General features: G+C 69.5%; 9 protein-coding genes. 4 read left to right on the forward strand and 5 right to left on the reverse strand.

What is annotated here, in order from left to right; translation table 11 throughout:
* Nucleotide 1 precedes the first annotated feature (1 nt).
* The 5 genes from ACFX43_RS28875 to ACFX43_RS28895 form a co-directional block, all read right to left on the reverse strand.
* Nucleotides 2–2527: a bifunctional FO biosynthesis protein CofGH gene (locus ACFX43_RS28875; protein WP_378840497.1), complete on the reverse strand. Its 2526-nt coding sequence runs from the start codon at nucleotides 2525–2527 to the stop codon at nucleotides 2–4.
* Nucleotides 2528–2564: 37 nt separating this feature from the next.
* Nucleotides 2565–4850: a serine/threonine protein kinase gene (locus ACFX43_RS28880; protein ID WP_378840502.1), complete on the reverse strand. Its 2286-nt coding sequence runs from the start codon at nucleotides 4848–4850 to the stop codon at nucleotides 2565–2567.
* A 114-nt stretch (nucleotides 4851–4964) separates the two neighbouring features.
* Nucleotides 4965–6143, reverse strand: a complete 1179-nt coding sequence (locus ACFX43_RS28885; RefSeq protein WP_378840505.1) for a hypothetical protein — start codon at nucleotides 6141–6143, stop codon at nucleotides 4965–4967.
* A 338-nt stretch (nucleotides 6144–6481) separates the two neighbouring features.
* The gene (locus ACFX43_RS28890; RefSeq protein ID WP_378840508.1) at nucleotides 6482–8743 is read right to left on the reverse strand and encodes an MMPL family transporter; all 2262 of its coding nucleotides are present in this window, start codon (nucleotides 8741–8743) and stop codon (nucleotides 6482–6484) included.
* A 93-nt stretch (nucleotides 8744–8836) separates the two neighbouring features.
* Complete coding sequence (locus tag ACFX43_RS28895) at nucleotides 8837–9877, reverse strand: LLM class F420-dependent oxidoreductase (protein WP_378840513.1); 1041 nt, start codon at nucleotides 9875–9877, stop codon at nucleotides 8837–8839.
* A 23-nt stretch (nucleotides 9878–9900) separates the two neighbouring features.
* Between ACFX43_RS28895 and fgd the strand changes: the two genes are divergently transcribed.
* The 4 genes from fgd (at nucleotide 9901) to ACFX43_RS28915 (ending at nucleotide 13672) form a co-directional block, all read left to right on the forward strand.
* Nucleotides 9901–10905, forward strand: a complete 1005-nt coding sequence (gene fgd / locus ACFX43_RS28900; RefSeq protein ID WP_378840519.1) for a glucose-6-phosphate dehydrogenase (coenzyme-F420) — start codon at nucleotides 9901–9903, stop codon at nucleotides 10903–10905.
* Between the two features lie 166 nt (nucleotides 10906–11071).
* Nucleotides 11072–12046, forward strand: a complete 975-nt coding sequence (locus ACFX43_RS28905) for an RNA polymerase subunit sigma-70 (protein ID WP_378840522.1) — start codon at nucleotides 11072–11074, stop codon at nucleotides 12044–12046.
* 97 nt (nucleotides 12047–12143) lie between these two features.
* Complete coding sequence (locus tag ACFX43_RS28910; protein WP_378840529.1) at nucleotides 12144–12926, forward strand: SDR family NAD(P)-dependent oxidoreductase; 783 nt, start codon at nucleotides 12144–12146, stop codon at nucleotides 12924–12926.
* Between the two features lie 20 nt (nucleotides 12927–12946).
* Complete coding sequence (locus ACFX43_RS28915) at nucleotides 12947–13672, forward strand: acyltransferase (RefSeq protein ID WP_378840532.1); 726 nt, start codon at nucleotides 12947–12949, stop codon at nucleotides 13670–13672.
* Nucleotides 13673–13688 lie beyond the last annotated feature (16 nt).

The following is a 13688-nucleotide window of genomic DNA, read 5'->3' on the forward strand; positions in this document are numbered from 1 at the left end:
GTCATCGACCTTCGTACAAGGTCGTCCGTTCGCGCACGTCCCGGCCGATACCTGCACCGATCTCCTCGAGCTCGGCGACGGTCTTTGCCGAACCGTGCTCAGAACCGGCCATCCGGGAGATGGTCTCCTCCATCAGGGTGCCGCCGAGGTCGTTGGCGCCGGCCTGGAGCATCGCCCTGGTGCCGTCGATGCCGAGCTTGACCCAGGAGGTCTGGATGTTGTCGATGCGGCCGTGGAGCATGATCCGGGCGAGGGCGTGGACGGCGAGGTTGTCGCGCATGGTCGGGCCGGGGCGGGCGGCGCCGGCGAGGTAGATCGGTGCGCTGGTGTGCACGAAGGGGAGCGGCACGAACTCGGTGAACCCGGCGTTTCCGTGCTCGCGGGCCTTGTCCTGGATGCCGGCCAGCACGCGGAGGTGGCCGACCCAGTGGCGCGGGTTGTCGACGTGGCCGTACATCATCGTCGACGTCGTCGGGATGCCGACGCGGTGGGCGGTGGAGACGATCTCGATCCAGGTCTTCGCGGGCAGCTTGCCCTTGGTCAGGACCCAGCGGACCTCGTCGTCGAGGATCTCCGCGGCGGTGCCGGGGAGCGAGCCCAGCCCGGCCTCGCGGACCTTGATCAGGAAGTCCTCGATGGAGAGTCCGGTGCGGGAGGTGCCGTTGACGATCTCCATCGGGGAGAAGGCGTGCACGTGCATCTCCGGCACCCGTTGCTTGACGGCCTGGACGAGATCGAAGTACGCCGTCGACGGGAGCTCGGGGTCGATCCCGCCCTGCATGCACACCTCGGTGGCGCCGAGGTTCCAGGCCTCCTCGGCGCGGTCGGCGACCTGGTCCAGATCCAGGGAGTACGCATCCGCGTCGGTCTTGCGCTGGGCGAAGGCGCAGAACCGGCAGCCGACGTAGCAGACGTTGGTGAAGTTGATGTTGCGGTTGACGACGTAGGTGACGGTGTCGCCGTTGACCTGTTGGCGCAGGTCATCGGCGAGCTTGGTGACCTGGCGCAGCAGGTCGCCCTCGGCGGTCATCAGGGTCAGCGCGTGCTCGTCGGAGAGGTTGCCGGGGTCCTTCTCGGCGGCGGCGAGAGCCTCGTGCCCCTCGGCATGGAGTACGGCCGGAGCACCGGTCGAGGTGGCTGCCTCCCGCACGGCGTCCCAGTCGCCGTAGACCGTCTCGAAGTCGTCCCTGCGGTCGTTGGTGCGACCCTCGGTGTCGACCGAGGCGTGCAGGTCGACCCGGCCGGCCGCGGTGAAGCCACCGTCGGGCTCCTGCCACGGGTGCCCTTCGGGCCGGATGCCGTCACGGGCCAGCCCGTCCTCGTCGGCGAGAGCCTCGACGTGGGAGAGGACGCGCGGGTCGATCCACGCCTGCCCCTCGCGCAGGGTGCCGTTGACGTACTCCGGGTGGACGGTCAGCCGCGGCCGCAGCTGGAAGCCGGCCTCGGCGGACACCTGGCGCAGCGCGTCAAGTGAGGGCCAGGGGCGCTCGGGGTTGACGTGGTCGGGCGTCAGCGGCGAGACGCCGCCCCAGTCGTCGATCCCGGCGCCGAGCAGCGCGCGGCACTCGTCGAGGTCGACCAGGTTGGGTGGCGCCTGGACCCGTGCCTTCGGCCCGAGGACGATCCGGGTCACCGCGATCGCGGCCAGATACTCATCCAGCCCCAGGTCGTCGACATGGCGCATCGCGGTCGACGGCTTGGCCCGGAAGTTCTGCACGATGATCTCCTGCAGCCCGGAGTAGGCCTTGTGCACCTTCCGCAGCGCGAAGATCGTCTCCGCGCGCTCGGTGAGGTTCTCGCCGATGCCGACCAGCAGCCCGGAGGTGAACGGGATCGAGAGGCGACCTGCGTCCTCGAGCACCCGCAGCCGCACCGCCGGATCCTTGTCGGGCGAGCCGTAGTGGGCCTCGCCCTTGGTCTCGAAGAGCCGTCGGCTGGTGGTCTCCAGCATCATCCCCATCGAGGGGGAGACCGGCTTGAGCCGGTTCATCTCCTCCCACGACATCACCCCGGGGTTGAGGTGGGGGAGCAGGCCGGTCTCCTCGAGCACCCGGATCGCCATCGCGCGCACGTAGTCGAGGGTCGACTCATAGCCACGGGACTCCAGCCACTCGCGCGCTTCGGGCCACCGGTCCTCGGGCCGGTCCCCGAGGGTGAAAAGCGCCTCCAGACAACCGAGCTTCGCGCCCTCGGCGGCGATCTCCAGGATCTCGTCGGGGCTCAGGTAGGGCTCGCGGCCCTCCCGCTCTGCCTGCCCCGGCGTCTCCACGAACGTGCAGTAGTGACATCGGTCCCGGCACAGCTTGGTCACCGGGATGAAGACCTTCGGCGAGTACGTCACCGTCTCCGGTCGTCCGGCCGCGACCAGTCCGGCGTCGCGTACCTTCGCCGCGGCGGTGGTCAGTCGTTCGAGGTCATCGCCCCTGGCCGCGAGGAGTGCCGAAGCCTCCGCCACGTCCAGGGCTGCGCCGCGTTCGGCCCGGGCCAGCGCCCGGCGGATCTGCTGAGGTGTCGGCTGCTCGCTCATCACCAAGCAGCCTAGTAGGCACCGCCCAGTTGTCGAACTAGTTGTCGATCTGGGCGCTCGCTCCGGGGGCCGTGGCGACGAACTTGGCGGTCCAGTCCTTCGGGCCCGACCAGTCGACGATGGCTCCCTTGCCCTCACCGTCGGGGGCGCCGGGCCAGACGCACTTCGCGTTCTTCGCGTCCGAGCACTTGCCGCCGTTGAGCGTGAGCTTCACGTTGAACTGCTTGCCGGGCTGGAACCCCTCGAAGGTGAGCCGCCAGGTGTTGCACTCGACCTTCTGCTTCGTATAGACGGGGTCGGTGCACTTGTCCTGCTTGATCCACTCGAGCTTCTTCGGCTGAGCCTTGCCGCAGGCGTCGGCGTCGGTGGCCTTCTCGGTGCCCCAGGCGAAGGTGACGGTGGTCTTGACCGCGATGCAGCCCTCGACGCCTCCCTCGGTGACGGAGAGCTCGTAGGAGGAGCCCTTGAGCTCCTCGTAGCTGCTGCTGCCCTTCTTGGCGATCCCGATCGCCGACTCGCCGCCGGGAGCGGTGGGCTCCTGTACGTCGAAGTCGACCTGCATGTAGGCAGGCTTGGGGGTCACCTTGGCGCCGAGGGCGTCGGCCTTGACGTAGCAAGCGTCGAGGGCCGCGACGGCCTTCTCCTTGGCCGGGCCGGCGGCACCGGGGTCGCCGTCCTTGAGGAGGTCGTCGACCGCGATCAGGCCGGCCATGGAGGTCTTGTCGACCTCCTTCTCCATGCAGCGGGTGTCGCCGACCTTCCAGTTGTCGCCGATCTCGGTCGCCCAGGACTCGGTGCAGTCGAGCAGACCCCGGCTGAAGTTCATCGCGTCGTCCGCGGGCCATTCGCCGGTGTAGGTCCAGTCGTCGCCCGCGTCCACTACTCCGTGGGAGCGCAGCTCGGCGGCGGGAACCTTCCCGACCAGGGTCTCGGCCGCGCAGGTCATCTGGTCCTCGGTGGCCCAGCCCGGCTTGGGTACGCCACTGGCGATCGCCTCAGCCGCCTTGGCGTCGTCGCCGTGGAGACCGAAGATGCCGAAGCCCTGGGTGAAGATGCCGACGCCGAGGAGCAGAACCGCGGCGACCCCGCCGCCGACGATGGTGTAGAGCTTCTTCTTGTCGCCGCCGTTGCCCTGGCCTGCGTTGGAGTGGTGCGAGGGCAGCCACTCGGGCTGGCCGCCGCCGGCACCGGTGTTGCCGGTCGAGGACGCAGCGGCCGCGGCGGCAGCGGTCTGGGGCAGACCCTTGCCGCTGTGCACGACCGTCGAGTCGGTCTCGTTGGCGAGCGGTGCGGGAATCGGGGTGCCTTCGCCCGGGCGCTTGACGATCGTCGGCTGGGCCTCGGCCTCGGGGGCGTTGGCGCCGGCTCCGGAGGTGCCGTCCGCGGTGGTGTCCCAGGTGACCCCAGGACGGGATCCGAGATCGGCAGCGGCCGCTCCGGCCGCTCCGGCGGCACCGCTGATGACACCACCACCGAGACCGGACTCCTCGAGCCGGTCGGCGGCCTTGTCGAGGGCCTTGGAGAGCTCGGCCGCGGTCCGGAAGCGGTTCTCCGGCTTCTTCGCCAGCGCCCGCTGGATGATCGGGTTGATCAGGTCGGCACCGGGCGTCGAGGCGGGCAGCCGCGGCACCGGGTTGTTGATGTGGGCGCTCATCAGCTCGAAGTCGGTGCCGGTGTAGGGAGCCTTGCCGGTCAGGCAGGCCCACAGCAGACAGCCGGCGGCGTAGATGTCGCCCGCCGCGGTCGCCTGCTCACCCATGTGACGCTCGGGCGACATGTAAGGCAGCGAGCCCACCACCGAGCCGGCCCGGGTCACGTTGGAGTCGCCCTCGGTCGCGATGCCGAAGTCGGTGAGGTAGGGGACGAGCTCGCCCTCCTGGCGCTCCCACAGGAGCACGTTGGACGGCTTCACGTCGCGGTGGACCACACCTGCGCGGTGCGCGTCGAAGAGGGCGTCGCTGACGTCACCGACCAGGCGCAGCGCCTGGACGGTCTCCAGCTGCCCCTTGGTCTTCAGCCAGCCGTGCAGGTCGCCATCGGGGACGTACTCGGTGACGAGGTAGACGGTGCCCTCGACCTCGCCGTATTCGATGATCTGCACGATGTTGCGCGAGCGCAGCTTGGCCAGGATGTTGGCTTCCCGCTCGAAGCGGGTGATGAAGTCCTTGTCGACCGTGAGCGAGGGCAGCACCAGCTTCAGCGCCACCTTGCGTCGCAGTGCCGGGTCCTTCGCCTGGTAGACGACACCCATGCCACCTTGACCCAGGACCCGCTCGATCACGTAGCGACCGAACTGCTCGCCTTCCTGGGGGAACGCAACCATCTTTAGAACCTCGCCCTGATTTTTTTACCCGATTCCAGACCTCTGCCGAAACCCTAGCGTCCCCTTAACGATCGTCGCGCGGCAACGCCACGGGCGAGACCAATTGTTAAGGACCTAGTTGGGAAGTACGGCCTTGAGCCCGTCGACCTCGGCGGTGAATCGGTCCTTCCAGCCCTTGGGAGCGGTCCAGTTGGTCCAAGTGCCACTCGGCTTGGTGACGAAGGCCGTGTCCGAGCACGATCCGGAGGCCGACCGGCAGTTCCCGCCATTGAGCTTCAGCTTGATCGTGACGCTGGAGAGGAGCTCGTAGCCCTCGTAGTGGAGCGTCCAGGAGCTGCACGGGGCGTACTTCGGCTGGGCGCACGACTTGTCCTTCGTCCACCACAGCCTGCGGTCCTTCGCCTTCCCGCAGGCCTCGCTCTCGCTGGTCTTGGTGGTGCCCCAGGGGTAGTTGATCGAGGCCTGGAAGGTCGCGCAGCCCTCCTGGCCGCCTTCGCGCACGGGGATGTTGACCTTCCCGCCGGTCACCGGGGCCCACTCCGAGGAGTCGGCGGACTTCGCCTGCACGACCACCTCGCTGCCCTCGACGGTCGGCGACGTGACCGCGAAGTCGACGCCGAGCACCGCCGGGGTGGCCGTCGCGGCCGGCGCGGTGAGCTCGTCGCTGACGTAGCACTCATCGAGCGCGGCGACGGCCTTGTCGGCCTGTTTCGTGACGCCGGCGTCCTCGACCTCCATGACCTGGGTGGTGATCAGGCCGGCCATCGCGGTCTCGTCGACGTCGCCGAGGCAGTCGGTGTCGGTCAGCGCCCACTCCTTGCCGATCGCCTTGCTCCAGTCACCCGAGCAGGAGAGCAGACCCTCGGCGTACGTCGTCGCCTGCTGTCCCCGCCACGCGCCGGTGTAGGTCACCGACTCGCCGGAGATCTGGATCAGCCCCGCCTTGCGCAGGGCGTCGCTGCGCTCGTCCTTGACCAGCTGTTCGGCGGCGCACTTGGCGTCCCCGGCCGAGGCCCAGGCCGGCTTCGGTGCGTCCGCGGCGATCGCGGCCACCGCCTTCTTGTCCTCGGCGCTCAGCGGGCCGAACCCGAGACGCCCGCTGAAGAAGGCCCATGCCCCGGTGCCGAGCAGTGCGACGAGCACCACCGCGCCGACGGCACCCAGCCCGATCAGCAGTCCCTTGTTGCTCTTCTTCTGCTGTTGGTGGTGCGGCGGCAGCCCATAGGCCGAGGCGTACGCAACCGGCGGCTGCCCCGGAGGCGGGCCGTAGCCGCTGGGCGGTGCCGCGGGCATCGCCATCGTGGGTGGCGGCGGGGGAGGTGCCGTCGGCGGCTGAGCAGGCGGGGGCGAGGAGGGAGGGGGCGACGACGGGGGAGGTGACGACGGGGGAGGCGGAGGCGGCGGCGGAGTGGGGCTCGCGCTGGGGATCCGGGTCGCGTCCGGGTCGATGGGGTTCGCCGGCTCAGGCGCCGGAGGCGGCGTGGGCCGCGGCGTACCCGGTCTCGTCTTGTCCTGGTCGTCTGGCCCCATGTCGCACGCCCCGCATGTCAGTGAAGTGGAGCGACCGGGCCGAGCGACCCGAGTCGTAGGGCACATCGTAAAGACAGTTCGCCGGATTCGCAGCCGGGGCCTCAGTACTGGCCAGGATTGCGGGGCTGGCGGAGCTGGTGATCGAGCTGGTGATGGGGCCGGGCCATCGGCCTCCGAACGACCGCCGGGTGCGGCGAACGAATTTTCGTTCGCCCCCGGGCGAGCCTGCTCGGCCACCAGATGACGTCACCCAGATCGAGGTTGATGGCGGTCACCAGGATGGAGCGGACCACGAGGGTGTCGAGAAGTACGCCGAGGGCGATCGTCAGGCCGATCTCGATGAAGCTCACGTGCGGCAGCGTGGTGAGCACCGCGAAGGTCGCAGCCAGCACGATGCCGGCGCTGGTGATGACCCCGCCGGTCGCCGAGAGCGCGACGAGCGAGGCCCGCCGGGTGTCGCCGTGCTCACTGGCCTCTCCTGCAATGGCTTCCTCGCGGACCCGGTGCATCAGGAAGATGTTGTAGTCGATGCCCAGCGCGACCAGGAACACGAAGACGAACAGCGGGAACTCGCGGCCCTGTCCGGCGAACCCCATCGCGTCGAAGATGATCGCCGAGAGGCCGAGCGCGGCGCCGAAGCTGAGCACGACGGTGGCCATCAGCAGCAGCGGGGAGAGGATCGAGCGGAGCAGGATCATCAAGATGATCAGCACCAGCCCGAGCACCAGCGGCATCACGACCTTGGTGTCGCGATCGGTCGCCGAGGCCATGTCGAGCTGGATCGCGGCGGTGCCGGTGGCGAGCGCGTCGGCGCCGTCGACCGAGTGGACGACGCCGCGTACGTCCTCGACGGTGTCGAACGACGCCTTCGACATCGGGTCGGTGGCCAGCGGGACCGCGGTCAGCGCGACCTCGTGAGTGCCGTCGGTGACCGGGGTGACGCCCTCGTAGCCGGCCTTCGTGAGCGCCTCGACGACGTCCTTCTCGGTGCCTGGGGCCGAGACGACCTGGATCGGGTTGGAGGGGTCGCCGAGGTCGTGCTCCTCGAGCACCCGGTCGCCGATCAGCGACGGGAAGTCCTTGGTGTAGGTCTCCGAGCTGTCCAGCGTGGTGATGTTGAGCATCGAGAGCCCACCGCAGCAGGCCAGCAGCACCGCGGCGGTGCCGATCCAGACCGCCCGGGGCCGTTTCTGGATCCAGTCGCCGAGCCGCGCCCAGATACCGCCGGTCTTCTCGCCTGATGTGCCGTACGCCGGCTTGACCGGCCAGAACACCCAGCGACCCGTGATCACCAGCAGGGCCGGGAGCAGGGTCAGCATCACGACCAGGCCGGCGACGATGCCGATCGCGCAGACCGGGCCGAGGCTGGCCGTCGACCCCATGGTGGCGACCATCAGGCCGAGCATGCCGACGGTGACCGTGCCGGCCGAGGCGATGATCGCGGGGGCCGCCCCGCGCAGCGCCGCCGCCATCGCGCGATGGCGGTCCTCGTGGCGGCCCAGCTCCTCGCGATAGCGGGCGATGAGCAGCAGCGCGTAGTCGGTGCCGGCGCCGAAGACGAGCACGTCGAGGATCGCCCGGTTCATCTGGTTGAGGGTCAGCCCGGCGTAAATCGCGCAGAGATAGACGACGCCCATCGACACGACCAGCGCGACCAGCACCGAGACGAGCGGGAGGAACCACAGCACCGGGCTGCGGTAGGTGATCAGCAGGATCACGACGACCACGCCCGCGGCGGCGTAGAGCAGCGCACCGCCGATGCCGGCGCCGGCCTCCATCTGGTCGGCCGTGGAACCGCCCGCGCCGCCGATGTAGACGTCGACGCCGTCGATCTTCGTCATCTCGACCAGGTCGTCGCGCAGCTCGAGCAGCGCGGTCGGGTCCTCGTCGGCGTAGTTGACCACGAGCGAGACCGTGGCGACCTCGCCGTCGGCGGAGACCAGGCCGTGCTTCTGGCCCTTCTTCTCCCCGGTCGGGTAGGCGATCGCCGGCATCACCGGTTGTCGAGCCTGTCGAGACCCATTCTGTTGCGACTGAGGATTCGCTTGGCTCGTGACCCCGTCGAGCGACGCGATCTCCGGGATCTGCAGCACGATCGCGGTGTAGTCGGACTTCGTCAGACCACCCTCGCGGTGATAGACGATCGTCGTGGTCAGGTCGTCGGGGTCCTGCACCTTGGCGAGCTCGTCGATCGCCTGGGTCGACTCCGCGTTGGCCGGGAGCCAGTCGGAGTTGTCGTGGGACTCGACATCGCCGAGCTTGCCGGTCAACGGCCCGATCAGGACCAGCATCACCAGCCAGAAGCCGAGCACGACCCACTTGGTGACGGGCCCGGTGATGGCGCTGACGATCCGCTCAGACATGCGTCCATGCAACCAATGCCCGTGGGGGCAGCGTCACATCGGGACTGCTGGGGTGGCCGTGGGTGTAAGGGAGTTCACAGCCGGCCAGGTGGTCTAGGCCAGCCACTCCTTGACCTGGGCGATCGACGCGAGACCGTCGGTGCCGAAGGCGGGGGTCACCTGGAGGCTGGTCACGCCGGCCTCCTTGAAGGCCGCGATCCGCTCCTTCACGAACGACTCCGGTCCGACCAGGTTGCCGGCCTCGAGCCAGGCGTCGGGGACCTCGGCCTCGGCATCGCGCTTGTGGCCGTCGAGGTAGAGGTCCTGGATCTTCTTGGCCGCGTCCCCGAAGCCGTACTTCACGGCCATGTCGTTGTAGAAGTTCTTGCCGCGGGCGCCCATGCCGCCGACGTACAGCGCCAGCAGTCCGCGCATCGTGTCGCGGTGGCGCTTGGCCTCGTCGGGGTCGTCGGTGATCGCGAGGAGGCCGCCGGCGGAGATCTCCAGCGGCTTCAGGTCGGCCGAGCGCTTGGCCAAGCCCTTGTCGATGGCCTCGCCCCAGACCTCGCGGGCCTTGTCGGGCAGGAACTGGAACGGCAGCCAGCCGTCGGCGATCTCGGCGGTCATGGCGACGTTGTTGTCACCGAGCGCGGCCACCCACAGCGGGGTGTCGGCACGCTCGGGCCTGTTGAGCAGCTTGAGCGGCTTGCCGAGGCCGGTGCCCTGGTCGGCCGGCAGCGGGATCTTGTAGAGCCCGTCGCTCTGCAGCCGCTCGCCCCGCAGCCCGGCGCGCAGCAGGCCGATGATCTCGCGGGTGCGGGTCAACGGCTTGTCGTACGCCACCCCGTGGAAGCCCTCGATGACCTGGGGCCCGCTCGCGCCCAGGCCCAGGATCGCGCGGCCGCCGGAGACGTTGTCGAGACCGGCCGCGGTCTGGAGCAGCGCTCCCGGCGTACGGCTGTAGATGTTGAGGATGCCCGCGCCGAGCTCGACGGTCTCGGTCTTGGCGGCCAGGTAGCCGAGCAGCGAGACCGCGTCGAAGCCGTACGGCTCGGCGACCCAGAGCTGGTCGAGCCCGGCCTTCTCCAGGCCGACGACCTGGTCAGCGGTCTCCCGCGGGTTGCCGAAGTAGGTCAAGGGCATCGCAAGCTTCATGCCGAGGAGGCTACCGTGACCGTGTGACGGAGATCAGGTTCGGATACAAGGCGTCCAACGAGCAGTTCGCACCCACGGAGCTGTTGAACTACGGCGTGATGGCGGAGGAGCAGGGTTTCGACTCGGTCTTCATCTCCGACCATCTCCAGCCCTGGAGACACGACGGCGGTCACGCGCCGTTCGCGATGACCTGGCTGGGCGCGCTCGGCGCGCGCACCGAGCGGATCGTGATGGGCACCTCGGTGCTCACCCCGACGTTCCGCTACCACCCGGCGATCGTGGCGCAGTCCTTCGCGACCCTGGGCTCGCTCTTCCCTGAGCGCGTCGTGCTCGGGATGGGCACCGGCGAGGCGATGAACGAGGCCCCGCTGGGCATCGAGTGGCCCGAGGGCAAGGTGCGCTTCGCGCGGTTCCGCGAGGCCGTGCGGGTGATCAAGAAGCTCTGGTCCGAGGACCGGGTCACCTTCGAGGGCGACTACTACCAGCTCGACCGGGCGACCATCTACGACAAGCCGTCCACGCCGGTCCCGATCTACCTGGCCGGCAGCGGCCCGGCCGCGACAAAGTACGCCGGCCGTGCCGGTGACGGCTACATCACCACCTCCGGCAAGGGCGCCGAGCTCTACACCGAGACGCTGCTCCCGGCCGTACGGACCGGCATCGAGCTCTCCGAGCGCAAGCCGGAGGACGTGGACATGATGATCGAGGTCAAGGTCTCCTTCGACCACGACCTGGAGCAGGCGATGGAGGCGACCCGCTTCTGGGGCGCTCTCGGTCTGACCCCCGAGCAGAAGCACTCCGTCGAGGACCCGGTGGAGATGCAGCGTCTCGCCGACGCGCTCCCGACCGAGGCGACCGCCAAGCGGTTCATCGTGTCGACCGACCCCGACGAGCACGTCGCCCGGATCAAGGAATACCTCGACATGGGCTTCACCCACCTGGTCTTCCACGCCCCTGGCCCGGACCAGGCGAAGTTCCTCAAGCTCTACGGTGAGGAGATCCTCCCCAAGCTCCGCGCTCTCGCCTGAGCTGGGCCGGAGCATGGCCAGGGCCCCGGCCGGGAATCAGAACCGGGGCCCTGGGAGGACCGCCCCACATACGTGATACGCCGTGCGGATGTGGGGCGTTGCACTTGTTTGAGGCCGGTTGCGAGTTTCGTCTCCGGTGCGGGTGGCAGGGCCTACGCTCACCGGCATGAGCCTGATGGTCGACCCGTTCGTGGACGCCGCCGAGAAGCACCGGCGCGAGCTGCGGGTGCACTGCTACCGGATGGTGGCGAGCTTCGACGAGGCCGAGGACCTGGTCCAGGAGACTCTGGTCAAGGCCTGGGAGCGGCGCGATCAGCTGACCGACCCCGAGGCGCTGCGGGCGTGGCTCTACCGGATCGCGACCAACACCTGCCTCGACTTCCTGCGCCGAAACGAACGGCGGCCGAGGACGTACGCCGCCCTGCCGGGGTTCGACCACGGCACCGGTGAGCCCCCGGAGCTGCTGGAGTGGCTCCAGCCGTTCCCGGACTCTCTGCTCGACCCGGAGCGTCCGGAGGATGAGGCGGTCGCGCGGGAGACGATCGAGCTGGTCTTCCTGACCGCGATCCAGCACCTGACCCCGCAGCAGCGGGCGGTCTTCGTCTTCCGTGAGGTGCTCGGCTGGTCGGCCGCCGAGACCGCGGCCGCGCTCGACGTCACCGTCGCCACGGTGAACTCGCTGCTCCAGCGGGCCAAGCCGGCGCTGCGCCGCCACCTGCCCGAGGACCGGTCGACGTGGCGTACCGAGGGGCCGACCGAGGAGGAGCGGAAGGTCATCGACGCCTACATCGCGGCGGGGGCGAGCAACTGGCGCGAGGGCATCGCCGACCTGCTGACCAGCGACGCCGTGCTGACCATGCCGCCGAACCCGTTCTGGTTCACCACCCGCGACGCGTTGCTGTCGTTCGTGCTGCCCAACCTCGACCCGTCCTCGCCGACCTACCTGGGTGAGTGGCGCTTCATCCCGGCGAGCGCCAACCGGATGCCCGCGGTCGCGGGCTACGTACGCCGCCCGGGCACCACGATCTACCGGCCGCAGACGCTCGACGTGCTCCGGATCGTCGACGGCCGGCTCGCCCAGATCACCACCTTCGAGCCACATCTCTTCCCCGCCTTCGGGCTCCCGCAGGCGCTGACCTGAGAAAAGTTTCGCGTCACCCGATGAGTTGCTGGCGCTGCGTACGTCCTAACGGGCAGATCGCGCACGACGGGTGCGCGACAGGACCTCAGGAGACACCATGAACGCACAGCTTCAGGACCGCACCGCCATCGTCTGGGGCGGCGCCGGCGACATCGGCTCGACGACCGCGAAGGCCTTCGCGGAGGCGGGCGCCAAGGTCTACCTCGCCGGCCGCACCGAGGCCACCCTCGCGGCCAGGGCCGAGGAGGTCGGCGCGGCCGGCTACGGGGTGGTCGACATCCTCGACGAGGACGCCGTGGTCGCCTTCGTGGAGCGGGTTTTCGCCGAGACCGGCTCGCTCGACATCTCGTTCAACGTCGCCGACCGGGGCGACATCCAGGGGCAGTCGCTGCTGGAGATCTCGGCCGCCGACTACACCCAGCCGGTCGTACGCGGCATCGCCGGCTCCTTCCACACCGCCCGTGCGGCCGCACGGCAGATGGTGACGCAGGGCCGCGGCGTCGTGCTCGCGCTCGACTCCGGCTCCGCACGTGGCTCGGCGCCCGGCATGGGCGGCACCAGCGCCGCCGACGGTGCCCTCGATGCGCTGGTCCGTGATCTCGCCGCGGAGGTCGGCCCCTCCGGCGTACGCGTCGTGGGGATCTGGACCGCCGGGATCACCGAGACGTTCACCGCGGAGAAGTTCGAGCGGGTCCTCGGGACACGGCTCCCGGAGGATGCCCTCGACGGGATCCGGGCGAACCTCGACGGACTGCGGATGACCAAGCGGTCGCCGCGGCTGCAAGAGGTCGCCGACACCGCGACCTTCCTCGCCTCCGACGGAGCCGGCGCGATCACCGGCACCTGGCTCAACGTGACCAGTGGGATGTACCCGAGCTGAGCCGGGTTAAGGTTCCCGGCATGTCCTGGACCAGGGGTGAGCCGCTCACCGACGTACATCGGGAGCGGCTCATCGCCGCGGGGCTCGAGCCGGAGGTGCTTGCCGGGCTCGAGCTGAGCGAGATCACCGGGCCGTTGCCGGAGTGGTGGCACGAGGGCGGCAACGCGCTCTACCTGCGCGACGGATTCCCGCTCGACGAGCGCCTGATCGAGCTGCTCGGGTTCTACCCGTTCTCCGACGCGCTGATCGTGGTCGCGACCGACATCACCTCGATGCAGGCGCTGCTGGTCGGCGGCGACTCACCGACCATCTTCATCGGCCCGGACACGAGCATGGTCTGGGGCGAGATCTACTGCGGCGGCGGCTCTGCGGTGATCCTCTCGGGTGGTCTCGTCGCGACCTCGCGCGCGCAGATCGATGCCCGCAACGGCGGCTCGATCGTGGCTGCCCGGGACCAGCTCTGGGCGGCCAACGTCTACGTCGCGACCGACGACATGCATCGGCTCGAGGACGGTGAGACGGGGCAGCGGATCAATCCGTACGGCGCCAACATCCGCTTCGGCGAGCACGTCTGGCTCGGCCGCGACGTGATCGTCACCGGCCACGCCGAGATCGGTGACGGTGCCGTCGTCGGCATGCGTGCCATGGTCCGCAACCAGAAGGTCGAGCCGCGTACGGCCGTAGCCGGCGTCCCCGCCCGACTGATCCGCGAGAACGTCGTCTGGTCCGGCGAGGACACTCCCTGATCCCTGTCGCGTGTGC

It is taken from the genome of Nocardioides sp. YIM B13467, from assembly GCF_042788075.1.
Lineage (GTDB): Bacteria > Actinomycetota > Actinomycetes > Propionibacteriales > Nocardioidaceae > Nocardioides.

What these genes read in the sequence shown, in the direction of transcription:
- ACFX43_RS28875 (WP_378840497.1), bottom strand. Translation starts at nt 2,527, where the DNA reads ATGAGCGAGCAGCCGACACCTCAGCAGATCCGCCGGGCGCTGGCCCGG.
- ACFX43_RS28880 (WP_378840502.1), bottom strand. Translation starts at nt 4,850, where the DNA reads ATGGTTGCGTTCCCCCAGGAAGGCGAGCAGTTCGGTCGCTACGTGATC.
- ACFX43_RS28885 (WP_378840505.1), bottom strand. Translation starts at nt 6,143, where the DNA reads ATGCCCGCGGCACCGCCCAGCGGCTACGGCCCGCCTCCGGGGCAGCCG.
- ACFX43_RS28890 (WP_378840508.1), bottom strand. Translation starts at nt 8,743, where the DNA reads ATGTCTGAGCGGATCGTCAGCGCCATCACCGGGCCCGTCACCAAGTGG.
- ACFX43_RS28895 (WP_378840513.1), bottom strand. Translation starts at nt 9,877, where the DNA reads ATGAAGCTTGCGATGCCCTTGACCTACTTCGGCAACCCGCGGGAGACC.
- ACFX43_RS28905 (WP_378840522.1), top strand. Translation starts at nt 11,072, where the DNA reads ATGAGCCTGATGGTCGACCCGTTCGTGGACGCCGCCGAGAAGCACCGG.
- ACFX43_RS28910 (WP_378840529.1), top strand. Translation starts at nt 12,144, where the DNA reads ATGAACGCACAGCTTCAGGACCGCACCGCCATCGTCTGGGGCGGCGCC.
- ACFX43_RS28915 (WP_378840532.1), top strand. Translation starts at nt 12,947, where the DNA reads ATGTCCTGGACCAGGGGTGAGCCGCTCACCGACGTACATCGGGAGCGG.